This is a genomic window from Nocardioides sp. J9 (genome assembly GCF_007829375.1).
Taxonomy (GTDB): domain Bacteria; phylum Actinomycetota; class Actinomycetes; order Propionibacteriales; family Nocardioidaceae; genus Nocardioides.
In genome coordinates, this window is the sequence record NZ_VLJQ01000105.1 from 1 (window position 1) to 26,203 (window position 26,203).

The window sequence follows — 26,203 nt, forward strand, 5'->3', positions numbered from 1 at the left end:
GCGCGGGACCTGGCCCCGACGCCGACGGCACCCCGACATCGCCCCGCGGGGGCCCGGCTCCCGGCACCGCCCCCACCCGGCCACTCCCGGAGTCTGGGGTCTGCCGTTTGGTCCCAAACCACAGCAAATCGGGCTCTGGAGCTGCAGTTCCTGCCCGATCGCGGGACATCAGCCCCGAACGCACCCTGGGGCTGGCCCCCAGGCGGAGGCAGGTCCTACGGAAGCCAACTGCGCGCGCGGCAGCGCGCCGCCCTCGACAGGCGACACGCTCGCGCCATCCGATAGGGCTTGCCGCCAGGCGGAGGCAGGTCCTATGGAAGCCAACTGCGTGCGCGGCAGCGTGGCGCCCGCGCCGGAGGCGCGTCGAGGGCAAGTGCGGGCCGAGCTTGCGAGGCCTGCGCGCCGCCCTCGACAGGCGACACGCTCGCGCAATCGGCTCAGAACAGCAGCGGGTCGATCGCGACGGCCACGAACAGCAGGCTGAGGTAGAGGTTCGAAGCGTGGAAGAGCTTCATCGGCTGCAGCACGCTGAGCTCGTTCGAGTCCTTGGCCCGGCGGTGCAGGGCGTGGGCCTGGGCGAGGAAGATCGCGCCGAGGACGCCGGCGACGACCGGGTAGACGACGCCGGTCTCGGCGACGGGCCACAGCACCAGCGAGGTCGCGACCATCACCCAGCTGTAGACGACGATCTGGAAGGCCACCGAGCGGGCGGGCTTCACGACCGGGAGCATCGGGACGTCGACCTGGGCGTAGTCCTCGCGGTAGCGCAGGGCGAGGGCCCAGGTGTGCGGCGGCGTCCAGAAGAAGACGACGAGGAAGAGCACGATCGGGACCCACGACAGCTCGCCGGTGACGGCGGTCCAGCCGATGAGGGCCGGGAAGCAGCCGGCGATGCCGCCCCAGACGATGTTCTGGGTGGTCCGCCGCTTGAGCAGCATCGTGTAGACGAAGACGTAGAACGCGTTGGCGCTGACCGACAGGACGGCCGAGAGGGTGTTGACCCAGACGGCGAGGATCACGGTCGAGGCGACGCCGAGGACGGTGCCGAACACGAGAGCGGCGGCCGGGGTGACGATGTGGCGCGGCAGCGCCCGGCGCCGGGTACGACGCATCTGCTCGTCGATGTCACGGTCGTAGACGCAGTTGAACACCGAGGCGGAGCCGGCGGAGAGCGTCCCGCCGACGACGGTGGCCAGGACCAGGCCGAGCTCGGGGACGCCGCGCGCTGCGAAGAACATCACCGGGACGGTGGTCAGCAGCAGGAGCTCGATGACCCGGGGCTTGGTGAGCCCGACGTACGCCATGACGACGTCGCGGAAGGTCTTCGGGGTCCCTGCGTCGTCGGCCAGCAGCTCGCGGCTGGTGGGGTCGACGTAGGTCACTACCGTTCCTCGCAGGATGGGGTCGAAGCGTGTCGAGTGTAGCCCCAAGCAGCCCTGTCCGCCGCACCCGGCCAGTGTCGGGTACGACACCGTGCTCGGTAGGCTCGGAGCCATGATCCCGGAGCTGGACTGGACCGACCTCGACCGCAAGGCCGTCGACACCGCACGCGTGCTGGCCATGGACGCCGTGCAGAAGGTCGGGAACGGCCACCCCGGCACCGCGATGAGCCTCGCCCCGGCGGCGTACCTGCTGTTCCAGAAGGTGATGCGCCACGACCCCGCCGACCCGGACTGGATGGCCCGCGACCGCTTCGTGCTGAGCGCCGGCCACAGCTCGATCACGCTGTACACGCAGCTCTACCTCGGCGGCTTCGGGCTGGAGGTCTCGGACCTGCAGACCCTGCGCACCTGGGGCTCGAAGACCCCGGGCCACCCCGAGTTCGGGCACACCGCCGGCGTCGAGGTGACCACCGGGCCGCTCGGCCAGGGCATCTCCAACGCGGTCGGCATGGCGATGGCCGCCCGCCGCGAGCGCGGCCTGCTCGACCCCGAGGCCGGCGACGGCGAGTCGATCTTCGACCACAACATCTACGTCATCGCCTCCGACGGTGACCTCGAGGAGGGCGTGAGCAGCGAGGCGTCGTCCATCGCGGGCACGCAGGAGCTCGGCAACCTCACGGTCATCTACGACGCCAACCGGATCTCGATCGAGGGCGACACCCACATCGCGTTCAACGAGGACGTGGCGAAGCGCTACGAGGCCTACGGCTGGCACGTGCAGACGGTGGACTGGACCGGCACCGACCACTCCGACCTCGCGAACTACGAGGAGGACGTCCCGGCGCTGCACGCCGCGCTGAAGGCGGCCGCCGAGGTCACCGACAAGCCGTCGATGATCGTCCTCAAGACGGTCATCGCCTGGCCGGCCCCGAACGCGCAGAACACCGAGGCCGCCCACGGCTCGGCGCTCGGCGCCGAGGAGGTCGCGGCGACCAAGGAGATCCTCGGGTTCGACCCGGGGAAGGACTTCGAAGTCCCCGAGGACGTGCTGGCGCACACCCGCGGCCTGGTCGAGCGCGGCAAGAAGTGGGCCGCCGAGTGGAACCAGCGGTACGACGCGTGGGCGGCCGCCCACCCCGAGGGCGCCGCGCTGCTCGCCCGGATGAAGGAGCGGGCCCTGCCCGAGGGCCTCGAGGCCGCGCTGCCGACGTTCGAGGCGGACGCCAAGGGCGTGGCCACCCGCGCCGCGTCCGGCAAGGTCATCAACGCGATCGCCCCGGTCATGCCGGAGCTGTGGGGCGGCTCGGCCGACCTCGCCGGCTCGAACAACACGACCATCAAGGACGCGCCGTCCTTCCTGCCGACCGACCGCTCCGTCGAGGAGTGGCAGGGCGACCCCTACCAGGGCCGCGTGATCCACTTCGGCATCCGCGAGCACGGCATGGGCGCGATCATGAACGGCATCGCCGTCCACGGCGGCACCCGCGTCTTCGGCGGCACCTTCCTCACGTTCTCCGACTACATGCGCGGCGCGGTCCGCGTCGCGGCGCTGATGAAGGCGCCGGTCGTCTACGTCTGGACGCACGACTCCATCGGCCTCGGCGAGGACGGCCCGACCCACCAGCCGATCGAGCACCTCTGGGCGCTGCGCGGCATCCCGGGCCTCGACATCATCCGCCCCGCGGACGCCAACGAGGTCGCGGCAGCGTGGCTGCAGGTGCTGCGCAACACCGACCGCCCGGCCGGCCTCGTCCTGAGCCGCCAGAACGTCCCGGTCTTCCCGCGGGGCACCGACGGCTTCGCCTCCACGGATGACGTCGCCAAGGGTGGGTACGTCCTGCTCGACGCCGAGGGCGGCGAGCCCGATGTCGTCCTGCTGGCCACCGGCTCCGAGGTCCAGCTGGCCGTCACCGCCCGCGAGCAGCTCGCGGCCGAGGGCGTCCAGGCGCGCGTCGTGTCGCTCCCCTGCCTCGAGTGGTTCGAGGAGCAGACCCAGGCCTACCGCGACTCGGTGATCCCGCCGACCGTCAAGGCCCGGGGCTGGCGCGAGTACGTCGGCGACGCCGGCCGGATCGTGAGCATCGACCACTACGGTGCGAGCGCCGACGCCGGCACGCTGTTCCGCGAGTTCGGTTTCACCCCCGAGGCAGTCGCCCAGGCCGCCCGGGAGAGCATCAGCGCCGCATCGCTCTGACCACCGTCGGATCGGTGCAGTGACCACCACTCTCACGAGGAGGATCCATGACTGACCGATTGAAGGCGCTCGCCGACGCGGGCGTGTCCATCTGGCTCGACGACCTGTCCCGGGAGCGCATCGAGACCGGCAACCTGGCCGAGCTCGTCGAGGGCTCCTCCGTCGTGGGTGTCACCACCAACCCGACCATCTTCGCCAGCGCGATCGCCGACGGCGAGCGGTACGACGAGCAGGTCCGTGGCCTGGTCGCCGACGGCGCCGACGTCGACAAGGTGATCTTCGAGCTCACCACCGACGACGTGCGCAACGCGTGCGACGTGCTCGCACCGGTCGCCGGGCGCACGAAGGACGACGGCCGGGTCTCGATCGAGGTCGAGCCCGACCTGGCGAACGACACCGACGCGACGGTCGCCTCCGCGAAGGCGCTGTGGAAGGCGGTCGACCGCCCGAACGCGCTGATCAAGATCCCCGCGACCCTCGAGGGCCTGCCGGCGATCACCGAGGTCATCGGTGCCGGCATCAGCGTCAACGTCACGCTGATCTTCTCGGTCGAGCGCTACCGCGCGGTCATGGACGCCTACCTCGCCGGCCTGGAGAAGGCCCGCGAGGCGGGCCACGACCTGTCGACGATCCGCTCGGTTGCATCCTTCTTCGTGTCCCGGGTCGACACCGAGATCGACGCCCGGCTGGAGAAGATCGGCTCCGACGAGGCCCTCGCGCTGCGCGGCAAGGCCGCCGTGGCGAACGCCCGGCTCGCCTACGCCGCGTTCGAGGAGGTCGTCGCCTCCGAGCGCTGGCAGCAGCTCGCCGCCGCCGGCGCGCACCCCCAGCGCCCGCTGTGGGCGTCGACGGGCGTGAAGAACCCGGACTACCCCGACACCCTCTACGTCACCGACCTGGTCGTCGCCGACACCGTGAACACGATGCCGGAGAAGACGCTGCAGGCCTTCGCCGACCACGGCGAGGTGCAGGGCGACCAGGTGACCGGCAAGGCCGGCGAGGCGCAGGAGGTCTTCGACCAGATCGCGGCCGCCGGGGTCGACCTCGACGACGTCTTCCTCGTGCTCGAGCAGGAGGGCGTCTCCAAGTTCAAGGCGTCGTGGTCCGAGCTCGTCGAGACCGTCAAGGGCCAGATGGCCGCGGTCACGGGACCGGCCGAGGGCTGACCCCGTGGTCGCGGCGCCGGTCGACCCCCGCTCCACGGCCGCCTGGGCGACGCTGACGAGGCTCGCTGACGGCTTCGCCCCGGACCTGCGGCGCTGGTTCGCCGAGGACCCCGAACGCGCGGCCCGGCTCACCCTCGACGTGGGTGACCTCCACGTCGACCTGTCCAAGAACCTCCTCGACGACGCGGTGCTCGCCGCGCTGGTCGGGCTCGCGGGCGAGGTCGGCCTGGAGGCGCGGCGCGACGCGATGTTCCGCGGTGACCACATCAACGTCACCGAGGACCGGGCCGTGCTGCACACCGCGCTGCGGCAGCCGCCCGATGCCGAGGTCGAGGTCGAGGGCCAGGACGTCGTCGACGACGTCCACGACGTGCTGCGCAAGGTCTACGCGTTCGCCGACGACGTCCGCTCGGGCCGGTGGACCGGGGTCACCGGGCAGCGGATCTCGACGGTCGTCAACATCGGCATCGGCGGCTCCGACCTGGGCCCGGTGATGGCCTACGAGGCCCTGGCGCACTACGTCCAGGACGGCATCGAGTGCCGGTTCATCAGCAACATCGACCCGACCGACGCGGCCAGCACGCTGGCCGGGCTCGACCCGGCGACGACGCTGTTCATCGTGTCCAGCAAGACCTTCGGCACCCTGGAGACGCTGACCAACGCCCGGCTGTGCCGCGCCTGGCTGCTCGACTCGCTGCGCGGCAGCGGCGCCATCGGCCAGGGCGACGACGACACCGCCGCCGCGGTGGCGAAGCACTTCGTCGCGGTCTCCACGGCGCTGGACAAGGTGGCGGAGTTCGGCATCGACCCCGACAACGCCTTCGGGTTCTGGGACTGGGTCGGCGGGCGCTACTCGGTCGACTCCGCCATCGGCACCTCGCTGGTCGTGGCCATCGGCCCCGACCGCTTCGACGAGTTCCTCGCCGGCTTCCACGCCGTCGACGAGCACTTCCTGCGCACACCGCTGGAGCAGAACGTGCCGGTCCTGATGGGCCTGCTCAACGTCTGGTACACCAACTTCCTCGACGCGCAGACCCACGCCGTGCTGCCGTACGCCCAGCTGCTGCACCGCTTCCCGGCGTACCTCCAGCAGCTGACCATGGAGTCCAACGGCAAGAGCGTGCGCTGGGACGGCACGCCGGTGACCACCGACACCGGCGAGGTGTTCTGGGGCGAGCCCGGCACCAACGGCCAGCACGCGTTCTACCAGCTGATCCACCAGGGCACCCGGCTCGTGCCGGCGGACTTCATCGCGTTCGCCGACCCGGCCTACCCGCTCGCCGACGGTGAGAAGGACGTGCACGAGCTGCTGCTGGCGAACTTCTTCGCCCAGACCAAGGCGCTCGCGTTCGGCAAGACCGCCGACGAGGTGCGCGCCGAGGGCACCCCCGAGGCGATCGTCCCGGCGCGGGTCTTCCCGGGCAACCGGCCGACGACGTCGATCATGGCGCCGGCGCTGACCCCGTCCGTGCTCGGCCAGCTGATCGCCCTCTACGAGCACATCACCTTCACCCAGGGCGTGGTGTGGGGCATCGACAGCTTCGACCAGTGGGGCGTCGAGCTCGGCAAGCAGCTCGCCCTGCAGCTCGCCCCCGCCATCGACGGCGAGGAGTCCGCGCTCGCCGACCAGGACGGCTCGACCCGGGCCCTCATCCGCTACTACCTGGAGCACCGCACCCGATGACCGTTGACCGACCTGCTCCCCTCGTCGAGGTCCACGACGACGCCGCCGCGCTGGCGACCGCCGTCGCCGGCGAGCTCCTCAACCGCATCGCCGACGCCCAGGCCGCCGGCCACGTGCCGGACATCGGCCTGMCCGGCGGCTCGATCGCCGAGGCGATCCACCACGAGGTGGCCCGGCTCGCCGACGCCTCCGGCGTCGACTGGGGCGCGGTGCGCTTCTACTTCGGCGACGAGCGGTTCGTCCCGTCCGACTCCCCCGACCGCAACGTCGCGCAAGCGCGTGCGGCCTTCCTCGACGAGGTCGGCGCGTCGCGGGTGCACTCCGCCCCGGCGTCCGACGAGGTCGCCACGGCCGAGGAGTCGGCGGAGCAGTATGCCGCCACGATCCGCTCGACGGGCAGCGGCGACTTCGACGTGCTGATGCTGGGCGTCGGCCCCGACGGCCACATCGCCTCGCTGTTCCCGGGCCACCCCGGGCTGGACGCGACGGGCGACCTGGCCGTCGCCGTCCACGACTCCCCCAAGCCGCCGCCGGACCGGGTCAGCCTCACCTTCGAGGCCCTGAACCGGGCGCAGGCGGTGTGGTTCGTGGTGAGCGGCGACGGCAAGGCCGACGCCGTGCGGCGGGCGATGGCCGAGCTCGCGCCGGACGCCGAGGCCGCGGCCCTGCGGGAGACGCCGGCGCGCGGGGTGTGCGGGATCGCCGAGACGGTGTGGTTCCTCGACACCGGGGCTGCCTCCGCCATCTGACCGGGCGACTCCCCCTGATTGTCCGTCTGACGGACGATACGGCGCCCGGAACTGGACAGTAGCGTGTGGTGTTGGTCACCGGGACCCACCCGCGACACGATGTCCGACATGACGTCCACCACGAACGAAGCGCAACGGCGCGGAGCGTTCAGCAGTCGCAAGGTGTTCATCTTCGCCGCGATCGGATCCGCGGTCGGGCTGGGCAACATCTGGCGGTTCCCCTACGTCGCCTACGAGAACGGCGGCGGAGCGTTCCTGATCCCCTACCTCGTCGCCCTGCTCACGGCCGGCCTGCCGTTCCTCTTCCTCGACTACGCCCTCGGGCACCGCTACCGCGGCTCCGCGCCGCTCACCTTCGCGCGGCTGCGCCGCAAGACCGAGGCCCTCGGCTGGTGGCAGGTCGCGATCTGCTTCCTGATCGCGATCTACTACGCCGCCGTCATCGCCTGGGCCCTGCGCTACACCTTCTTCTCCGTCAACGAGGCGTGGGGCGACGACCCGGAGGGCTTCCTCTTCGGTGACTTCCTCCAGGCCGGGGACCCGGGCGTCACTCTCGACGTCGTGGTCGGCGTGCTGGTGCCACTCGCCCTCGTCTGGCTCGTCGTGCTCGCGGTGATGGCGCTTGGTGTGCAGAAGGGCATCGGCCGGCTCTCGCTGTGGTTCATCCCCGTGCTGATGGTCGCCTTCGGCCTGCTCGTCGTCCGCGCGCTCACGCTCGACGGTGCGTCGCTCGGCCTCGACGCGCTCTTCTCGCCCAGCTGGGACGCGCTCGCCGAGCCCGGTGTCTGGGCCGCCGCCTTCGGCCAGATCTTCTTCTCGCTCTCGATCGGCTTCGGCATCATGATCACCTACGCGTCGTACGTCGACCGGCACAACGACATGCCGGGCGCGGGCTTCGTGGTCGGTTTCGCCAACTCGGGGTTCGAACTGCTCGCCGGCATCGGTGTCTTCGCCGCGCTCGGGTTCATGGCCCAGGCCAGTGGTGTCGCCGTCGAGGACGTCGCCGCCGACGGCCTCGGCCTCGCCTTCGTGGTCTTCCCGGCCCTGATCAGCGAGGCACCCGCGGGCGCGCTCATCGGCGTGCTGTTCTTCGGGTCGCTGGTGATCGCCGGCCTCACGTCGCTGGTGAGCGTCATCGAGGTCGTCATCTCGGCCGTCCGCGACAAGTTCGAGATGACCCGGGTGGGCGCCTCGATGGCCGTCGGCGTCCCGGCCGCGCTGCTGAGCCTCGTGCTGTTCAGCACCACCAGCGGCGTCTACGTGCTCGACATCATCGACCACTTCATCAACCAGTACGGCATCCTCGTCGTCGCCGTCGTCAGCATGGTCGTCGTGGCCTGGGGCCTGCGCGAGCTGCCGTCCCTGGCCGCGCACCTCAACCGGTTCGGCTCGCTGCCGCTCGGCCGGCCGTGGTACGCGCTCGTCGGCTTCGTCGCGCCGGTCGCCCTGACCTACGTCCTGATCGACGCCCTCGTCGCCGACATCAAGGAGCCCTACGAGGGCTACCCCGCCTGGATGCTGAACGTCCTCGGCTGGGGCAGCGCCGTGGCAGTCGTGGTGTTCGCCGTCGCGGCCGCCCAGGTCCGCTGGCGCCCCGAGACCAGCCTCGATGCCGAGTCCGACACCCTCAAGAAGGAGATCCAGTGAGCCTCGACGCCGTCATCTTGATGCTGGTCGCCATGGCGATCCTGTGGGGCGGCCTCATCGTCGCCATCATCCGCCTCAACCGCCACGACCTCCCGTCCCTGGACGACGTCCACCGCGACCTCTGACCACCCACGAACGAGCCTGAGACATGCCGACTGCCGGTGGTTGAGGTGCGAGGCGCCCCAGCGCCCAGCCAGGCCGCCGGTGGTTGAGGGGTGAGGCGCCCCAGCGCCGAGCCTCGAAACCACCGGCACCGATGCACCCGACTGTGCCCACCACAGCCCGCCATCAAGGCCCGGAGGTTTCGAGGCTCCTCGCTAGCRCTCGTCGCACCTCAACCACCGGGAGGCCGCCCCCGACAGGGGACGCGCTCGCGCGGACGGCGCCCGAGGCGCCCCAGCGCAGAGCCCGCCGGTGGTTGAGGTGCGAGGCCGCCCGCGGCCGAGCCTCGAAACCACCGGCCCGGTCCACCGGACTGTGCCCACCACAGCCCGCCATCAAGACCCGGAGGTTTCGAGGCTCCTCGCTGGCGCTCGTCGCACCTCAACCACCGGGCGAAGGGCTTGCCGCCAGGCGTACCGTGCAATCGAACGAAGGCAACGGCGTGCGCGGCAGCGCGGGGGATCAGAAGATGATCTCGCCGGACTTCCGACGGGAACGCAGCAGCTGGATGGCCTCGTCGAGGATGACCTCGGCCTCCTTGTCGGAGCGACGCTCCTTCACGTAGGCCAGGTGCGTCTTGTAGGGCTCGATCTTCGGCGCCGGCGGGGCGTTGTCCGAGTCGAGGCCGGCCGGGAGGCCGCACTTGGGGCAGTCCCAGGACTCCGGGACGGTGGCCTCGACCGAGAACGTGATCACCGAGCGGTGGCTGTTCGCGCAGAAGTACGTCACTGCCTGACGCGGCGCAGCCTCACCACGCTCGGCCTCGCCCATCGGGCCTGCACCGACGCGACTACCGCGGATTGCGTTCCCACCACCAGCCAACGGATTCTCTCCTCCAGCATCGAGTGACCCGCGATGCCGCGGGCCGGTTGCAGTCGATCAGTTCTGATAGGCGAGCAGCAGGCCGAGCGCGAGGACGCACGCGAACCAGATGACGCCGATGCCGACCGTGAACCGGTCGAGGTTGCGCTCAGCGACGGACGAGCCGCCGAGCGAGCTCGAGACGCCGCCGCCGAACATGTCCGAGAGTCCGCCGCCACGACCCTTGTGCAGCAACACCAGAAGGATGAGCAGGAGGCTCGTGATCACGAGCAGCACAGTGAGGAGCGTCGACAACACGCGTGGAATCCTACGTCAGGGCCGGAGCTATCCCAGCACCGGCATGTCGTAGAAGCGGCAGATTCCGCCGAACTCGTCCGCCTCGAGGCTCGCGCCGCCCACGAGGGCACCGTCGACGTCGGGTTTTGCCATGATGCCGGCGACGTTGGCGGCCTTCACCGAGCCGCCGTAGAGGATGCGTACGGAGTCGGCGGCCTCGTCGCCGAAGGACTCGCGGACCTGGGTGCGGATCGCGGCGCAGACCTCCTGCGCGTCGTCCGGGGTGGCGACCTCGCCGGTGCCGATGGCCCACACGGGCTCGTAGGCGATGACCAGGCCGGCGACCTGGGCCTTGGTCAGGCCCGCGAGCGAGCCGCGGACCTGCTCGTTGGTGAACGCGACGTGCTCGCCGGCCTGGCGCACCTCGAGGCCCTCGCCGACGCAGACGATGGGGGTGATCTTCTCCCCCAGCGCCGCCTTGGCCTTCGCGTTGACGACCTCGTCGGTCTCGGCGTGGTACTGCCGCCGCTCGGAGTGGCCGACCACGACGTAGGAGCAGCCGAGCTTGGCGAGCATCGCCGCCGAGATCTCGCCGGTGTAGGCGCCGCTGGCGTGCTGCGAGACGTCCTGGGCGCCGTACCTGATCGAGAGGCGGTCGCCGTCGACGAGCGTCTGGACGGAGCGGATGTCGGTGAACGGCGGGATGACCGCGACCTCGACCTTGCCGTAGTCGTGGCGCTTGTCGGACAGGGTCCAGGCGAGCTTCTGCACCAGCACCACGGCCTCGGCGTGGTTGAGGTTCATCTTCCAGTTGCCCGCCATCAGCGGGGTGCGTGCAGCAGCCATGGCTCAGGAGTCTCCCTGCTCGAGGACGGTGATGCCGGGCAGCTCCTTGCCCTCGAGGTACTCGAGGCTGGCGCCGCCACCGGTGGAGATGTGGCCGAACGCGTCCTCGTCGAAGCCGAGGGTGCGTACGGCGGCCGCGGAGTCGCCGCCACCGACGACCGACAGACCGTCGACCCGGGTCAGCGCCTCGGCGACCGCACGGGTGCCGTCGGCGAAGGCTGCCTGCTCGAAGACGCCCATCGGGCCGTTCCAGAAGACGGTGCGCGCGTCGGCGAGCGCGGCGGCGAAGGCCTTGCCGGACTCGGGGCCGATGTCCAGGCCGAGGGTGTCGGCCGGGATGCCGGTCGCCGGGACGACACGGGCCGAGGCCTCGTCGCCGAAGCTGCCGGCCACGACGATGTCGGTGGGCAGGACGATCTCGACGCCGAGCTCCTGCGCGCGCTGCTGGTAGGAGCGCACGGTGTCGAGCTGGTCCTCCTCGAGCAGGCTCTTGCCGACCTCGTGGCCCTCGGCCTTGAGGAAGGTGAACACCATGCCGCCGCCGATGAGGAGCTTGTCGGCCTTGCCGAGCAGGTTGTCGATCACGCCGAGCTTGTCGGAGACCTTCGAGCCGCCGAGGACGACGACATAGGGCCGCTCGGGCTCGACGGTCAGCCGCCGCAGCACGTCGATCTCGGTGGCGACCAGGCCGCCCATGGCGTGCGGGAGGCGCTGCGCGACGTCGTACACGCTGGCCTGCTTGCGGTGCACGACACCGAAGCCGTCGCTGACGAAGGCGTCGGCCAGGGCGGCGAGCTGGTCGGCGAAGGCCCCGCGCTCGGCGTCGTCCTTGCTGGTCTCGCCCGCGTTGAAGCGGACGTTCTCCAGCAGGGCGACCTCGCCGTCACCCAGGGCAGCCACCGTCTCCTGCGCCGACGCGCCGACCGTGTCGGTCGCGAAGGCGACCGGGCGGTCGAGCAGCTCGGCGAGGCGGGACGCGACCGGCGCCAGGGAGTACGCCGGGTCGGGCTCCCCCTTGGGCCGGCCGAGGTGCGCGGTCACCACGACCCGGGCGCCGGCGTCGGCGAGCGCCTTGATGGTCGGGACGCTCGCACGGATGCGGCCGTCGTCGGTGATCGTGGTCCCGTCGAGGGGGACGTTGAGGTCCGAGCGGACCAGGACACGCTTGCCGGTGACCTCGCCGAGGCCCTTGTACTCCGTCACAAGCGTCAGAGCGTAGCGCCCACGTGCGTGATGAGGTCCGCGAGGCGGTTGGAGTAGCCCCACTCGTTGTCGTACCAGCCCGCGACCTTGACCTGGTTGCCGATCACCTTGGTGAGCGGCGCGTCGAAGATGCACGAGGCCGGGTTGGTCACGATGTCGGAGGACACGATCGGGTCGGTCGAGTAGACGAGGAACCGGCCGTCGGCGGCGGCCTTGACGATCTCGTTGACCTCCTCGACCGAGGTCTCACGGGACGCCTCGAAGGACAGGTCCGTCAGCGAGCCGGTCGGGGTCGGCACGCGCAGGGCGTAGCCGTCGAGCTTGCCCTTGAGCTCGGGCAGGACGAGGCCGATCGCCTTCGCGGCGCCGGTCGAGGTCGGGACGATGTTGATCGCGGCGGCACGGGCGCGACGCAGGTCCTTGTGGATGTTGTCCTGCAGGTTCTGGTCGGCGGTGTAGGCGTGSACCGTSGTCATCAGGCCCTTGACGATGCCGAGGCCGTCGTTGAGCGCCTTCGCCATCGGCGCGAGGCAGTTCGTGGTGCACGAGGCGTTGGAGATGACGGTGTGCGCGCCCGGGTCGTAGAGGTCGTGGTTGACGCCCATGACGATGGTGACGTCCTCGTTCTTCGCCGGCGCGGAGATGATCACCTTCTTCGCGCCACCTCCGTCGACGTGGGCGCGGGCCTGGGTCGCGTCGGTGAAGAAGCCGGTGGACTCCACCACGACGTCGACGCCGAGGTCGCCCCAGCCCAGGGCGGCCGGGTCACGCTCCGCGAAGGCCTTGATCTTCGTGCCGCCGACGACGATCGCGTCGTCGGTCGAGGAGACGTCGGCGTCCAGCGGGCCGAGGATGGAGTCCCACTTGAGGAGGTGGGCCAGGGTCGCGTTGTCCGTCAGGTCGTTGACCCCGACGATCTCGATGTCCGCACCACTGGCACGTACTGCTCGGAAGAAGTTGCGGCCGATTCGGCCGAATCCATTGATGCCTACGCGGACAGTCACGTGGTTGCTCCTCTGCTCGGTCAGCGGGGGTGTCGCGAGTGTGACGCAGATCATGCGTCCCCCCCGACCCTAGCCGCGGCGTACGAACGCCCGCCGCCCCTCGTCCGGCATACGGGCAGGTAGCAACAAGTACCCACACGTTCCCACATCCATCCGGGTCGACCCGGGCATGGAGGGGCGGTGGGCGGCAGCGAGTGCGGTGACCGGGGTGACCGGGATGAGCGGTCAGGCGTCGCCGGCGAGCATCTCCGGCGTGAGCGAGGCCTCGGTGTCCGGGATGCCGAGGTCCTCGGCGCGCTTGTCGGCCATGGCGAGCAGGCGGCGGATCCGGCCGGCGATCGCGTCCTTGGTGAGCACCGGGTCGTGGAGCTGGCCGAGCTCCTCGAGCGAGGCCTGCTTGTGCTGCAGCCGGAGCTCGCCGGCCATCCGCAGGTGGTCGGGGACCTCCTCGCCGAGGATCTCCATCGCGCGCTCGACGCGGGCGCCGGCGGTGACGGCGGCGCGGGCGGAGCGGCGCAGGTTGGCGTCGTCGAAGTTCGCGAGCCGGTTGGCGGTGGCGCGCACCTCGCGGCGCATCCGGCGCTCCTCCCAGGCCATCAGCGTCTCGTGCGCGCCGAGCCGGGTGAGCAGCTGGCCGATCGCGTCGCCGTCACGGATCACGACGCGGTCGACGCCGCGGACCTCGCGGGCCTTGGCCTGGATGCCGAGGCGGCGAGCCACGCCGACGAGGGCGAGCGCGGCCTCGGAGCCGGGGCAGGTGACCTCGAGCGAGGACGACCGGCCGGGCTCGGTCAGCGAGCCGTGGGCCAGGAACGCCCCGCGCCACGCCGCGACCGCGTCGCAGGCGCCGCCGGAGACGACGGCGGGCGGCAGACCCCGCACGGGGCGGCCGCGCTGGTCGAGCAGCCCGGTCTGGCGCGCGAGCGCCTCGCCGTCCTTCGCCACGCGGACGATGTAGCGGCTCCCCTTGCGCAGGCCGTTGCCCTGCACCATGACCACATCGGAGGACTGGCCGTAGATCTCGGAGATGTCCTTGCGCAGGCGGCGCGCGGCGGCGCCCGTGTCGAGCTCGGCCTCGACCACGATCCGGCCACCGACGATGTGCAGGCCACCCGAGAAGCGCAGCGTGGAGGCGACCTCGGCCTTGCGGCAACACGCCTTGGTGACCGGGGTACTGGCCAGCTCCGCCTTCACCTGTGCCGTCATCGCCATGCCGCTGATCCTGCCACGTTGGTCAACAACCCTCGACGGCGAGGACGACGTGACGAACCAGACGTCCCGGCCGGTGGCAGCCGCTCCCACTCGGGGGCGGAGCTGGTTCAGCCGGCCTCGAAGATCCGGGCGTACGCCGCCGCGAGCTTCACCGCGTCGTGGCGGGGCGAGCCGTCACCCACGGCGACGTCGTCGACGACGAGCCGTGCCCCGAGCAGGCGCACCAGCTCCTCGAGCTCGGCGAGGTCGGCACCGACCGAGCCGCGGTCGGCCAGCACGGTGTGGATGGCCAGGTCGGGGGCGTGCTCGGCGAGCACCCGGAGGTGGTCGGCGGGGCCGAAGCCGTGCGTCTCCCCCTCCTGCTCGGCGAGGTTGAGCACGACGACGAGGCGGGCCGGCGTCGCGACCAGCGCCTCGCGCAGCGCGGGCACCAGCAGGTGCGGCAGCACGGAGGTGAACCAGGACCCCGGGCCGAGGACGGCCCAGTCGGCCTGGGCGATCGCGTCGAGGACGGCGGGGCTGACCTCGGGGACCGCCGGGTCGAGAGCGATCGAGTCGATGACGCCGTCGGTCGTCGCGACCTCGACCTGGCCCCTCACGGACGTCAGCGCATCGGGGTCGCCGGCGACGAGGCCCCGCACCTCGGCGGTGATGTCCATCGGGGTGAGCGCCATCGGGAGCACCCGGCCGCGGGCGCCGAGCAGGCGGCCGACCCAGTCGAGCGCGTCGACGTGGTCGCCGAGCAGCTCCCACAGGCCCACGATGAGCAGGTTGCCGACGACGTGGCCGCGCATCTCGCCGTCGCCCTGGAAGCGGTGCTGCAGCACCCGGGCCCAGGTGTCGCCCCACTCGTCGTCGCCGCAGAGCGCGGCGAGCGCCATCCGCAGGTCGCCGGGGGGCAGGACGCCGAACTCTCCGCGGAGCCGGCCGGAGGAGCCGCCGTTGTCGGCGACGGTGACGACGGCGGTGAGCTCGTCGAGGGTGAGGTCGTCGAGCAGGTGCCGCAGGGCGCTGAGGGAGGCGTGGAGGCCGTGGCCGCCGCCGAGCGCGACCACCGCCTGCGCCCGCAGGTCACTCACGGCCGAGGTCGCGGTGGATCGCGCGGGCGACGTACCCCTGCTCGAGCAGGCGCCGGGTGATCTCCTCGGTCATGGCGACGCTGCGGTGCTTGCCGCCGGTGCAGCCGATGGCGACCCGCATGAAGCGCTTGCCCTCGCGCAGGTAGCCCTGGGCGACGCCGGAGAGCAGCGTGACGTAAGCGTCGAGGAACTCCTCCGCGCCGGGCTGGTCGAGGACGTAGGCGGCGACCTCGAGGTCCTGGCCGGTGCGTGGGCGGAGCTCGGGCACCCAGTGCGGGTTGGGGAGGAAGCGCATGTCGGCGACGTAGTCGGCGTCCACGGGGATGCCGTACTTGAAGCCGAAGCTGATCACGGTGACCCGCAGCCGGGTGGACTCGGCCGTGCCGAAGGCCTCGGCGATCCGGTCGGTCAGCTGGTGGACGTTGAGCTTGCTCGTGTCGATGACGAGGTCGGCCTCGGAGCGCAGGTCGCCGAGGACGACGCGCTCGCGCTGGAGGCCGTCGAGGRGGCGGCCGCCCCGCTGCAGCGGGTGCGGGCGGCGCGCGGCCTCCTGGCGGCGGACGAGCACCTCGTCGGAGGCGTCGAGGAAGACGAGCGTGGTGTCGCGGCCGGTGGCGCCGTGGGCGAGCACGCTGCGCAAGCCCTGGAAGAACTCGCCGGACCGGACGTCGACGACGACGGCGACCGGCTGCGCGGGGCCGTGGCTCTCGTCGACGAGCCGAACGACGTCGGCCAGCAGGCTCGGCGGCAGGTTGTCGACGACGAAGAAGCCGAGGTCCTCCAGCTCCTTCGCCGCGGTGCTGCGGCCGGCACCGGTCATCCCGGTGACCACGACGAGCGGCCCGGGGGTGCTCTCACTCATGGGGGTCATTGTGGTGGAACCTTCGCCCGGGGCGTCGCACCGGTGTCCTCGCGGTCCAGCGCCTCCTTGATGGCGGCGGCGGTGCGCGGTCCGACACCGGGCACCGCGGCGATCTCCTCGACGCTGGCCGCACGCAGCTTGCGCAGCGAGCCGAAGTGGCGCAGCAGCGTCTTGCGGCGCACCTCGCCGAGTCCGGGGACGCCGTCGAGGACGCTCTCGACCATGGACTTCGAGCGGCGGTTGCGGTGGTGGGCGATGGCGAACCGGTGCGCCTCGTCCCGGACCCGCTGCAGCAGGTAGAGGCCCTCGGAGGTGCGCGGCAGGATGACCGGGTCCTCCTCCCCCGGCAGCCAGACCTCCTCGAGCCGCTTGGCCAGGCCGCAGACGGGGATGTCGTCGATGCCGAGCTCGTCGAGCGCGCGCTGCGCCGCTGCCACCTGGGGCGCACCGCCGTCGACCACGACCAGCCCGGGGGCGTAGGCGAACTTGCGGGGCCGGCCGGTGTCCGGGTCGACCAGCATCGGTCCGGTGCCGGCCTCGGGGTCACCGGGCCGCAGCTCCGAGCGGGCCTGCTCGTCGAGCAGGCGCCGGAACCGGCGGGTGATCACCTCGTGCATCGCGGCGACGTCGTCGGAGCCGTCCTGGTCGCGGATCACGAACCGGCGGTACTCCCCCTTGCGGGCCAGGCCGTCCTCGAAGACCACCATCGACGCGACGATCTCGGTGCCCTGGGTGTGCGAGACGTCGAAGCACTCGATGCGCAGCGGCGCCTCCTCGAGCTCGAGCGCCTCGGCGATCTCGGCAAGAGCGAGGTTGCGGGTCGTCAGATCGCTGGCACGCTTGGTCTTGTGGAGCGCGAGGGACTCCTTGGCGTTGCGGGCGACGGTCTCCTGGAGAGCCCGCTTGTCGCCACGCTGCGGGACGCGCAGCTCGACCCGCGAGCCGCGCAGGTCGGACAGCAGCTGCTCCCACGTCGCCGGCTCGGGCGGGAGCTCCGGCACGAGGATCTCCCGCGGCACCGCGTCCCGGGCGTCCTCACGCGACACGCTGGCGTAGAGCTGGAGCAGGAAGTGCTCGACCAGCGAGGAGGTGTCGCCGTCGTCGGTGCGGTCGGCGACCCAGCCGCGCTGGCCGCGGATCCGGCCGCCGCGGACGTAGAAGACCTGGACCGCGACCTCGAGCGGGTCCTCGGCCAGCGCGATCACGTCGGCGTCCGAGCCGTCGCCCAGGACGACCGCCTGCTTCTCCAGCGCCTTCTGCATCGCGCCGAGGTCGTCGCGCAGCCGGGCTGCCTTCTCGAAGTCGAGGGCGTCCGACGCGGCGTACATCTCCTGCTCGATGCGCTTCATGAAGGGTCGGGTCCGCCCGGCCATGAACTCGCAGAAGTCGTCGACGATCGCCCGGTGGTCCTCGGACGAGATGTTGCCGACGCACGGGGCCGAGCACTTGTCGATGTAGCCCAGCAGGCACGGCCGGCCGATCTGGCTGGACCGCTTGAAGACGCCGTTGCTGCACGAGCGCATCGGGAAGACGCGGAGCAGGATGTCGACGGTCTCGCGGATCGCCCAGGCGTGGCTGTAGGGGCCGAAGTAGCGCGTGCCGCGGCGCTTGGCACCGCGGCCGACCGTGACCCGCGGGAACTCCTCCGACACCGTGACGGCCAGCCACGGGTAGGACTTGTCGTCGCGGTACTTCACGTTGAACCGCGGGTCGTACTCCTTGATCCAGGAGTACTCCAGCTGCAGCGCCTCGACCTCGGTCTTGACGACCGTCCACTCGACCGACGCGGCCGTGGTCACCATCGTGGCCGTGCGCGGGTGGAGGTTGCCGATGTCCTGGAAGTACGACGACAGGCGGGCCCGCAGGCTCTTCGCCTTGCCGACGTAGATGACCCGGCCGCGCGCGTCACGGAACCGGTAGACACCCGGCTCCGTGGGGATCTCGCCCGGCTTGGGCCGGTAGCTCAACGGGTCAGGCACTGCTCCACCCTACGGAGACGTGCCGACAGTGCTCTTACTAGGCAATGTCTGGTGGTTTACTAGGATTATGGGTTGTCGAGACGCGTACGGGTACTCCCTCACCACGAGCCGCCCGGCTGCCGAGGCCTACGTCGACGGCGTCCGGGACCTGCTGCGGCTGCGGGCCGGTGCCGCGAATCGGTTCGCCGTCGCCATCACCCTCGACCCGACCTTCGCCCTGGGGCACGCCACCCTCGCCCTGCTCGGCCACGAGATGTGCGTGCAGGTCGACGTGGCCTCGCGGCTCGCCGACGCCCGGCTGCACGCCCAGCGGGCGAGCGAGCGGGAGCGCAGCCACGTGCACGCCATCGACCGGCACCTCCAGGGCGACTCCGGCCCGCTGGTGAGCCACCTGGCGGCGTACCCCCGGGACGCGGTGCTGCTGTCGGTGGCGATGCCGACCATCGCCTTCGCCGGCGTGACCGACCTGCCCGAGGAGGCCTGGCGGATCGTCGAGCAGGCCGCGCCCGCCTACGGCGACGACCCGTGGATCAACGGGCTGATGGCCTTCGTCCGCCAGGAGCAGCGGCGCTTCGACGAGGCCATGGACCTCGCCTGCCGCTCGCTGGCGGTCGAGCCGGCGGGCGGGCACGCTGCGCACGCGCGGGCGCACGCGCACTACGAGACCGGCGACCACGCGGCCGGGCTGGCGTGGATGGACGCCTGGGTCCTCGGCGACGGCGCGCAGACCGACAGCCTCACGCACTTCTCCTGGCACGCCGCGCTGCACGAGCTCTCGCTCGGCGACGTCGAGGCCGTCCGGCGCCGCTACGAGTCTCAGCTGCAGCCGCGCCACGCGGTCGGCTGCCGGGCGCTCGTGGACACCGGGTCGCTGCTCTTCCGCTGGGCGCTGACCCCCGGCGAGGTCGAGGTGCCGACCCTCGACGAGGTGGTCGCGCTCACCGGCACCGGGGTCCTCGAGCAGCCGTCGACCGCGTTCCTCGGGATGCACTCCGCCGTGGCACTCCTGGCCGTCGGCGACGACGCCGGGCTCGACCGGCTCGCCCGCTGGTGCGACGCGCACCCGGCGGCGACCCACCGGGAGGTGGTCGGCCCGCTCGCCCGGGCCCTGCGGCTGATGGCGACCGGGCGGTGGAGCGAGGGCGCCGACCGGCTCGCCGACCTCGGCCCGCACGCGTGGCGGGTCGGCGGCTCGGACGCGCAGCGCGAGCTCGTCGAGGAGGCCCGCATCGCGGCCCTGCTCCGCGCCGGGAGGTACGACGAGGCGCGCGTCGTGCTCGACGCACGGCTGGACCGCCGGCCGTCCCCGCGCGACGCCGCGTGGCGCCGGGAGGCCCAGGAGGCCCAAGAGGCTCAGGCGGCGAGGATCCGGTCGTCCCTGACCTCGATCGGCACCTCGGCGAGCGCGGAACGGGCCGGGCCGCCCTCGACCTCGCCGGTCTCGGCGGAGTAGACCGACCCGTGGTTGTCGCAGCGGATGCTGCCGTCCTCCACGGAGGTGACCAGCAGCATCTGGTGCGTGCACACCGCGGTGAACGCCTTGAACGTCCCCTCGGTCGGCTGGGTGACCACGACCTTCTGGTCGGTCAGCACGACGCCGCCGCCGACGGGCACCTCGGCGGTGCCGACGAGGTCCGCGCCCGCGTCGACCGCGGGCGACGAGCCGCCACCACCGTCGCCTCCCCCGGCGCAGCCCGCGAGGGCGGCGGCGACGCCGAGCGCGCCGAGCCCGGAGAAGACGATGCGTCGGCTGACGACCGGGGCCGTCACGCCTTGACCACCTGGTCACCCCGGACGTCGACCGCCACCTCGGGCAGCGCCGAGGGTGCCGGGCCGCCGGTGACCGAGCCGTCGTCGACGGAGAACATCGAGCCGTGGCAGGCGCAGGCGATGGCGCCGTCCTCGACCGAGGTCACCAGGCACGCCTGGTGGGTGCAGATCGCGCTGAACGCCTTGAACTCCCCCGCCTCGGGCTGCGTGACGACGACCTCCTCGTCCTTGAGGATCACGCCGCCGCCGACCGGGACATCGGCGGTCGCGACGAGCGCGTTCGCCGGGGCCGCGCCCGGGGAGCCCGCCGGGGCCGAGGAGCTCGCGCCGCCGGACGGCGAGGCCGGGCCGGTGCTGGCGGGTCCGCTCGAGGTCGGCTCCGCTGCCGTCGTACCGCCGTCGTCGCCGCACGCGGCGAGGAGGGGGACGCTGACACCGAGGGTCGCTGCTCCGGAGAGGGCCCGTCGCCTGCTCAGGGGGGCGGTCATGGCGGTCAGGCTACGGGGCCTTCCTGAACGCAGCCTATGAGGTGCTCGCGGCCTTCTTCCGCGTCGTGGCCTTCGTCGCAGCCTTCTTCGTCGCAGCCTTCGTCGTCGTAGCGCTCTTCGTCGCAGCGCTCTTCGTCGTCGCCTTCTTCGCTGCGCTCTTCCTGGCTGCGGACTTCTTCGCGGGTGCCTCGGTGCGCGGTGCCCGCTTCGGGGCACCGGGCTGCTCGGCGTGGCGCCCCTCGAGCAGCGGCTTGAGGAACTGGCCGGTGTAGCTCTCCGGCACCGCGGCGACGTCCTCGGGCGTGCCTTCGGCGACGACGGTGCCGCCGCGCGAGCCGCCCTCGGGACCCATGTCGATGATCCAGTCGGCGGTCTTGATGACGTCGAGGTTGTGCTCGATCACCAGGACGGTGTTGCCCTTGTCGACGAGGCTGGAGAGGACGCCGAGCAGCTTGCGGATGTCCTCGAAGTGGAGGCCGGTCGTCGGCTCGTCGAGGACGTAGACCGTGCGGCCGGTCGACCGCTTCTGCAGCTCCGCGGCGAGCTTGACGCGCTGTGCCTCACCACCGGACAGGGTGGTGGCGGGCTGGCCGAGCCGGACGTAGCCCAGGCCGACCTCGACGAGGGTCTTCATGTGCCGCGCGATGGCCGGCACGGCGGCGAAGAACTCCAGCGCCTCCTCGATCGGCATGTCGAGGATCTCGGCGATGGTCTTGCCCTTGTAGTGGACCTCGAGCGTCTCGCGGTTGTAGCGGGCGCCGTGGCACACCTCGCACGGGACGTAGACGTCCGGCAGGAAGTTCATCTCGATCTTGATCGTGCCGTCACCGGCGCACGCCTCGCAGCGGCCGCCCTTGACGTTGAACGAGAAGCGGCCCTGCTGGTAGCCGCGCATCTTCGCCTCGGGCGTCTGCGCGAACAGCTTGCGGACGTGGTCGAAGACGCCGGTGTAGGTCGCCGGGTTGGACCGCGGGGTGCGGCCGATCGGTGACTGGTCGACGTGGATGACCTTGTCGACGTGCTCGAGGCCGGTGATCTTCTGGTGCCGGCCGGGGATGGACCGGGAGTTGTAGATCTGCTTGGCCAGCGAGGTGTAGAGGATGTCGTTGACCAGGGTCGACTTGCCGGAGCCGGAGACACCGGTGACCGCGCAGAAGACGCCGAGCGGGAAGCTCACGTCGACGTTCTGCAGGTTGTGCTCGCGGGCGCCGTGGACCGTGAGCTCCCGACCGACGGTCCGCGGCCGGCGCACGGCCGGCACGGGGATCTCGCGACGGCCGGAGAGGTACTGCCCGGTCATCGAGTCCGGGTGCTCGAGCAGGTCCTTGACCGTGCCCGAGTGCACCACCTGTCCCCCGTGCTCGCCGGCGCCCGGGCCGATGTCGACGATCCAGTCGGCGACCCGGATCGTGTCCTCGTCGTGCTCGACGACGATGAGGGTGTTGCCGAGCTCCTTGAGCCGGACGAGGGTCTCGATGAGCTTCTGGTTGTCGCGCTGGTGCAGGCCGATCGACGGCTCGTCGAGGACGTAGAGGACGCCGACCAGGCCGGCGCCGATCTGGGTCGCGAGCCGGATCCGCTGCGCCTCGCCGCCCGACAGCGAGCCGGAGGGCCGGTCGAGCGAGAGGTAGTCGAGGCCGACGTCGAGCAGGAAGTTCAGCCGCTCCTGGATCTCCTTGAGGACCCGCTCACCGATCTGCCGCTCGCGGGCGGACAGGTCGAGGTCGTTGAGGTAGGCCGCCGCCTCGCTGATCGGCAGGGCGCAGACCTCGGCGATGTTCTTGCCGCCGCGGTCCTTCGGGCCGAGGGTGACGGCCATCGAGACCGGCTTGAGCCGGCTGCCGACGCACACGGGGCACGGGACCTCGCGCATGAAGCCCTCGAACCGCTCGCGGCTGGTGTCGCTCTCGGCCTCGCGGTGGCGGCGCTCGACGTACGTCTTCACGCCCTCGAAGTCGGCGTAGTAGGAGCGCTGCCGGCCGTAGCGGTTGCGTGTGACCACGTGGACCTTGGTCGGGTGCCCCTCGAGGATCGCCTTGCGGGCGCGCGACGACAGCTGTTCCCACGGGGTGTCGACGTCGAAGCCGAGCTCCTCGCCGAGGGCGACGAGCAGGCGGCCGAAGTAGTCGGCCACGTGGGCGTGGCTCCACGGCTGCAGCGCACCCTCCGCGAGGGTCGCGGTCGGGTCGGGGACGACCAGCTCCGGGTCGACCTCCATGCGGGTGCCGAGGCCGGTGCAGGCCGGGCAGGCCCCGAACGGGGAGTTGAAGGAGAACGAGCGCGGCTCGAGGTCGTCGGTCTCGATGGCGTGCTCGTTGGGGCACGCCATCTTCTCGGAGAACTTCAGCTCCTTGCCGGCGTCGACCAGGTCGAACACGACGAGCCCGCCGGCGAGGCCGAGCGCCGTCTCGACGGAGTCGGTGAGCCGGCGCTTGGCCGACTCCTTGACCGCGAGCCGGTCGACGACGACCTCGATCGTGTGCTTGAGCTTCTTGTCCAGGGTCGGCGGGTTGTCGAGGCTGTGCGTCTCGCCATCGACCCGGGCCCGCGAGAAGCCCTGGGACTGCAGCTGGCGGAACAGCTCGACGTACTCGCCCTTGCGGCCGCGGACGACCGGGGCCAGCACCTGGAAGCGGGTGCCCTCCTCGAGGGCCAGCATCCGGTCGACGATCTGCTGCGGCGTCTGCCGCTCGATCGGGGCGCCGCAGGTCGGGCAGTGCGGACGGCCCGCGCGGGCGTAGAGCAGGCGGAGGTAGTCGTAGACCTCGGTGATCGTGCCGACCGTCGAGCGCGGGTTCTTCGACGTCGACTTCTGGTCGATCGAGACGGCCGGGGACAGGCCCTCGATGAAGTCCACGTCGGGCTTGTCCATCTGGCCGAGGAACTGCCGGGCGTACGCCGAGAGGGACTCCACGTAGCGCCGCTGGCCCTCGGCGAAGATCGTGTCGAACGCCAGGCTCGACTTTCCGGACCCGGAGAGGCCGGTGAACACGATCAGGGAGTCGCGGGGAAGGTCGATCGAGACGTCCTTGAGGTTGTGCTCGCGCGCCCCACGGATGATCAGCTGATCCTGCACTACCGGTCCCTTGCTGGTGACTGTCGGAATCGAACAAGTGTTCGTCATGGTACGGCGTGGACGCAAACTGCCACACCGGGGAACTACCCTCTCACCCGCCGCCGACAACGGTCCTTTTCGCGCAGAGGCCGGCGACCGGGGACGGCAGCCCGGGGCATGATGGCCCGATGGCCCTCCTCGCCCAGCTCGAGTCCGCGAGCCAGCGGATGCTCCACACGGTCGACCGCCTCCCCGACGACGCCTGGGGCGCACCGACCCACTGTGCCGGCTGGAGCCGCGCGCACGTCATCGCCCACGTCACGCTCAACGCCGAGGCCCTCGCCGGGGTCCTCCGCGGGTTCCGCGACGGCGTCCCGGTGACGATGTACACCTCCCAGGCGGACCGGGACCGCGACATCGACGACCTGGCGGCGCTCGCCGCCACCTCACCCGCGGCCGTCCGGGAGCGGCTCCGTACGTCGGTCGCTGCGTTCGCCGAGGTGGCGGACGTCGCCGCCGGCCTGCCCGAGGGCACCACCTTCGAGCGCACGCCGGGCGGGCAGCTGATGCCGGCGACCGCCGTACCGTTCATCCGGCTGCGCGAGGTCGAGATCCACCACGCCGACCTCGACGCCGGATACACCGCCTCCGACTGGCCGCAGGCGACCGCGATGGACTTCCTCGCCGAGGAGGTGCGCCGCGCCTCCGGCCCGGGCTTCCACGTCGTCGCGACGGACGAGCCGGCGCGGTGGACCTTCGGCAGCGCCGGCCCCGACGCCCCGACCGTGAGCGGCCCGCTGGCGGCCCTCGCGTGGTGGGCGACGGGACGTGACCCGGGGCCAGTACTGTCCAGCACGAACGGGACGCTTCCGACGATGGAGGGACGATGACCTACACCGGAGAGGTGACGCCGGGCGGCGCGCCCGACGTGCGCGAGCTGGCGGCGCTGACGATCACCAAGCTGGCCGTCGACGAGAAGATGTCGAACAACTGCTACCTGCTCACCTGCCGCGCGACCGGCGAGAACCTCCTCGTCGACGCCGCCGACCAGCCGGAGAGCATCCTCCAGGTCGCCGACGGGGCCATCGCCACCGTCGCCACCACCCACCAGCACTGGGACCACCACCGCGGCCTCGCCGAGGTGGTGAAGGTCACGGGCGCCACCACCGTCGCCGGCGAGCCCGACGCCGACGCGATCACCGAGCAGACCGGCGTCACCATCGACCGCCGCGTCGGCGACGGCGACAAGGTCGCCGTCGGCGAGTGCGAGCTGGAGGTCATCCGGATCACCGGCCACACCCCCGGCTCGATCTGCCTGCTCTACCGCGACCCCGAGGGCTCGCCGCACCTCTTCACCGGTGACTCCCTCTTCCCCGGCGGCGTCGGCAACACCTTCGGCGACAGCGCCGCCTTCGCCACGCTGATCGACGACGTCGAGTCGAAGATCTTCGGCACCCTGCCCGACGACACCTGGTTCTACCCCGGCCACGGCAACGACTCCACCCTCGGCGCCGAGCGCCCCCACCTCGCGGAGTGGCGCGAACGCGGCTGGTGAACCCCGGCGACGAGCTCGTCCCGCTGTACGGCGAGGACGGCCGCCCCACCGGCGAGGTCGTCCCCCGCCGCGAGGTGCGCGCCCGCAACCTCCGCCACGCGGCGACCGCGGTCGTCGTCCGCAACCGGGCCGGTGAGGTCTACGTCCACCGTCGTACCGACACCAAGGACGTGTTCCCCGGCCGCTACGACTTCGCCGCCGGCGGTGTCCTCCAGGTCGGCGAGGAGCCGTACGACGCCGCCGTCCGCGAGGTCGCTGAGGAGCTCGGAGTCACCGGCGTCCCGCTTCGGTCCGGCGAGGCCGACTACGCCGACGAGCACACCCGCTACCACGCCTACTGCTTCACCTGCGTCTACGACGGCCCGATCACCTGGCAGCCGGAGGAAGTCGTCTGGGGTGCGTGGGTGAGCGTCGACGACCTGCGGGAGATGGTGCGGACGTTGCCCTTCGTCCCCGACACCGTGGGGTTGCTGTGGAAGGTGGTCGGGGACGTCTGACGGGCTGGGCTGGCTGCGGTTGCGTAGCCGGCACAGGACCGAGGAGGCAGCGACGAGGGGCTTGAGCAGATGGTCGGGTCCGGCGGTCGGCTTGCGGTTGCGTCGGTGCCTGATCTGCGCGGGTTGCGGTTCCGTAGCCGGCACAGTCCCGAAAGGCAGCGACGAGGAGTCTGCGCAGGTGGTCGGGTCCGCCTGTCGGTTTGCGGTTCCGTAGACGGCCCCTTGGCTGGTCACGCCGGGCACCCGACTCCCGGTGGTTGAGGTGCGTCGAGCGCTAGCGAGGAGCCTCGAAACCACCGGGCCTCGAAGGCGGGCTGTGGATGGAGACTTGGGAGAATCGCCAGTCCACAGGGCTCTCCTGACGCATGTGTGGGTCAACAGGRCCGCCCTGGGAGCGCGGGACGGTAGCCACCGAGGCTGAGCATTGCGATAGCGATGAGGGCGTCTGGCGAGGCGAATCCGAAGGCCATCCGGGTCAGGAGCCGAATGCGAGTGTTGACCGACTCGGTGGGACCGTTGGACATGCCGTGCTCGATCGAGGTGAGGATGCCGGCGCGGTGCTTCTTGACCC

24 protein-coding genes are annotated in these 26,203 nt (G+C 71.5%); 10 read left to right on the plus strand and 14 right to left on the minus strand.

Going from position 1 to position 26,203, the window contains the following annotated elements; translation table 11 throughout:
- Positions 1–437: 437 nt before the first annotated feature.
- Positions 438–1,352: a heme o synthase gene (locus L615_RS18065; protein ID WP_028654066.1), complete on the minus strand. Its 915-nt coding sequence runs from the start codon at positions 1,350–1,352 to the stop codon at positions 438–440.
- Between the two features lie 142 nt (positions 1,353–1,494).
- On the opposite strand from L615_RS18065, the gene tkt reads away from it, so the two are divergent.
- The 6 genes from tkt to L615_RS18095 all read left to right on the plus strand — a co-directional run bounded on the left by tkt (position 1,495) and on the right by L615_RS18095 (position 8,947).
- On the plus strand, positions 1,495–3,576 hold the full coding sequence (gene tkt / locus L615_RS18070; RefSeq protein WP_145726013.1) for a transketolase: 2,082 nt from the start codon (positions 1,495–1,497) through the stop codon (positions 3,574–3,576).
- Between the two features lie 47 nt (positions 3,577–3,623).
- Complete coding sequence (gene tal / locus L615_RS18075; protein WP_145726015.1) at positions 3,624–4,742, plus strand: transaldolase; 1,119 nt, start codon at positions 3,624–3,626, stop codon at positions 4,740–4,742.
- Positions 4,743–4,746: 4 nt separating this feature from the next.
- A complete protein-coding gene (pgi, locus tag L615_RS18080) occupies positions 4,747–6,426 on the plus strand; it encodes a glucose-6-phosphate isomerase (protein ID WP_145726016.1) in 1,680 nt (559 codons plus the stop codon).
- Positions 6,423–7,175, plus strand: a complete 753-nt coding sequence (gene pgl / locus L615_RS18085; protein ID WP_145726017.1) for a 6-phosphogluconolactonase — start codon at positions 6,423–6,425, stop codon at positions 7,173–7,175. Before pgi ends, pgl begins: the two co-directional genes overlap by 4 nt.
- A 108-nt stretch (positions 7,176–7,283) precedes the next feature.
- Complete coding sequence (locus L615_RS18090; RefSeq protein ID WP_145726018.1) at positions 7,284–8,822, plus strand: sodium-dependent transporter; 1,539 nt, start codon at positions 7,284–7,286, stop codon at positions 8,820–8,822.
- Positions 8,819–8,947, plus strand: a complete 129-nt coding sequence (locus L615_RS18095; protein ID WP_145726019.1) for a methionine/alanine import family NSS transporter small subunit — start codon at positions 8,819–8,821, stop codon at positions 8,945–8,947. The genes L615_RS18090 and L615_RS18095 overlap by 4 nt, the downstream gene beginning before the upstream one ends.
- A gap of 499 nt (positions 8,948–9,446) precedes the next feature.
- On the opposite strand, the gene L615_RS18100 is transcribed toward L615_RS18095, so the two are convergent.
- The 9 genes from L615_RS18100 to uvrC form a co-directional block, all read right to left on the minus strand.
- Positions 9,447–9,806, minus strand: a complete 360-nt coding sequence (locus tag L615_RS18100) for an RNA polymerase-binding protein RbpA (RefSeq protein WP_145726020.1) — start codon at positions 9,804–9,806, stop codon at positions 9,447–9,449.
- Positions 9,807–9,863: 57 nt separating this feature from the next.
- Positions 9,864–10,100 (minus strand): preprotein translocase subunit SecG, encoded by a 237-nt coding sequence (secG, locus tag L615_RS18105; RefSeq protein ID WP_028654072.1) that lies wholly within the window; start codon positions 10,098–10,100, stop codon positions 9,864–9,866.
- Positions 10,101–10,130: 30 nt separating this feature from the next.
- Entirely contained in the window at positions 10,131–10,928 is a 798-nt protein-coding gene (tpiA, locus tag L615_RS18110) for a triose-phosphate isomerase (RefSeq protein WP_028654073.1), read from the minus strand.
- Positions 10,929–10,931: 3 nt separating this feature from the next.
- Complete coding sequence (locus L615_RS18115) at positions 10,932–12,131, minus strand: phosphoglycerate kinase (protein ID WP_145726021.1); 1,200 nt, start codon at positions 12,129–12,131, stop codon at positions 10,932–10,934.
- A 5-nt stretch (positions 12,132–12,136) separates the two neighbouring features.
- A complete protein-coding gene (gene gap / locus L615_RS18120) occupies positions 12,137–13,135 on the minus strand; it encodes a type I glyceraldehyde-3-phosphate dehydrogenase (protein ID WP_028654075.1) in 999 nt (332 codons plus the stop codon).
- Positions 13,136–13,360: 225 nt separating this feature from the next.
- The gene (whiA, locus tag L615_RS18125; RefSeq protein ID WP_028654076.1) at positions 13,361–14,347 is read right to left on the minus strand and encodes a DNA-binding protein WhiA; all 987 of its coding nucleotides are present in this window, start codon (positions 14,345–14,347) and stop codon (positions 13,361–13,363) included.
- Between the two features lie 107 nt (positions 14,348–14,454).
- Positions 14,455–15,426, minus strand: a complete 972-nt coding sequence (yvcK, locus tag L615_RS18130) for a uridine diphosphate-N-acetylglucosamine-binding protein YvcK (RefSeq protein ID WP_145726022.1) — start codon at positions 15,424–15,426, stop codon at positions 14,455–14,457.
- Positions 15,419–16,288: an RNase adapter RapZ gene (rapZ, locus tag L615_RS18135; RefSeq protein WP_145726023.1), complete on the minus strand. Its 870-nt coding sequence runs from the start codon at positions 16,286–16,288 to the stop codon at positions 15,419–15,421. The genes yvcK and rapZ overlap by 8 nt, the downstream gene beginning before the upstream one ends.
- Positions 16,289–16,293: 5 nt before the next feature.
- Positions 16,294–18,267, minus strand: a complete 1,974-nt coding sequence (gene uvrC / locus L615_RS18140) for an excinuclease ABC subunit UvrC (RefSeq protein ID WP_145726024.1) — start codon at positions 18,265–18,267, stop codon at positions 16,294–16,296.
- Between the two features lie 67 nt (positions 18,268–18,334).
- Here uvrC and L615_RS18145 point away from each other — a divergent pair, with 67 nt between their 5' ends.
- The gene (locus tag L615_RS18145) at positions 18,335–19,720 is read left to right on the plus strand and encodes a pyridine nucleotide-disulfide oxidoreductase (protein WP_186449924.1); all 1,386 of its coding nucleotides are present in this window, start codon (positions 18,335–18,337) and stop codon (positions 19,718–19,720) included.
- Here L615_RS18145 and L615_RS18150 read toward each other — a convergent pair.
- The 3 genes from L615_RS18150 to uvrA are packed head-to-tail and all read right to left on the minus strand — an operon-like array spanning position 19,621 to position 23,601.
- A complete protein-coding gene (locus L615_RS18150) occupies positions 19,621–20,037 on the minus strand; it encodes a Rieske (2Fe-2S) protein (RefSeq protein ID WP_028654079.1) in 417 nt (138 codons plus the stop codon). The two genes, L615_RS18145 and L615_RS18150, sit on opposite strands and share 100 nt — an antisense overlap.
- Positions 20,034–20,525, minus strand: coding sequence for a Rieske (2Fe-2S) protein (locus tag L615_RS18155; RefSeq protein WP_145726025.1), 492 nt, complete (start codon positions 20,523–20,525; stop codon positions 20,034–20,036). Before L615_RS18155 ends, L615_RS18150 begins: the two co-directional genes overlap by 4 nt.
- A gap of 34 nt (positions 20,526–20,559) precedes the next feature.
- The gene (gene uvrA, locus L615_RS18160; protein WP_145726026.1) at positions 20,560–23,601 is read right to left on the minus strand and encodes an excinuclease ABC subunit UvrA; all 3,042 of its coding nucleotides are present in this window, start codon (positions 23,599–23,601) and stop codon (positions 20,560–20,562) included.
- A gap of 167 nt (positions 23,602–23,768) precedes the next feature.
- On the opposite strand from uvrA, the gene L615_RS18165 reads away from it, so the two are divergent.
- From L615_RS18165 to L615_RS18175, 3 genes are read left to right on the plus strand one after another with little or no spacing between them, the layout of a single operon-like run.
- Positions 23,769–24,470, plus strand: coding sequence for a maleylpyruvate isomerase family mycothiol-dependent enzyme (locus tag L615_RS18165; RefSeq protein ID WP_145726027.1), 702 nt, complete (start codon positions 23,769–23,771; stop codon positions 24,468–24,470).
- A complete protein-coding gene (locus L615_RS18170) occupies positions 24,467–25,135 on the plus strand; it encodes an MBL fold metallo-hydrolase (protein ID WP_028654082.1) in 669 nt (222 codons plus the stop codon). The genes L615_RS18165 and L615_RS18170 overlap by 4 nt, the downstream gene beginning before the upstream one ends.
- Positions 25,132–25,632, plus strand: a complete 501-nt coding sequence (locus L615_RS18175; RefSeq protein WP_145726028.1) for an NUDIX hydrolase — start codon at positions 25,132–25,134, stop codon at positions 25,630–25,632. Before L615_RS18170 ends, L615_RS18175 begins: the two co-directional genes overlap by 4 nt.
- A 374-nt stretch (positions 25,633–26,006) precedes the next feature.
- Here the strand turns inward: L615_RS18175 and L615_RS18180 are convergent.
- The coding region (locus L615_RS18180) for a transposase (protein WP_145726029.1) at positions 26,007–26,203 on the minus strand (197 nt) is incomplete at its 5' end.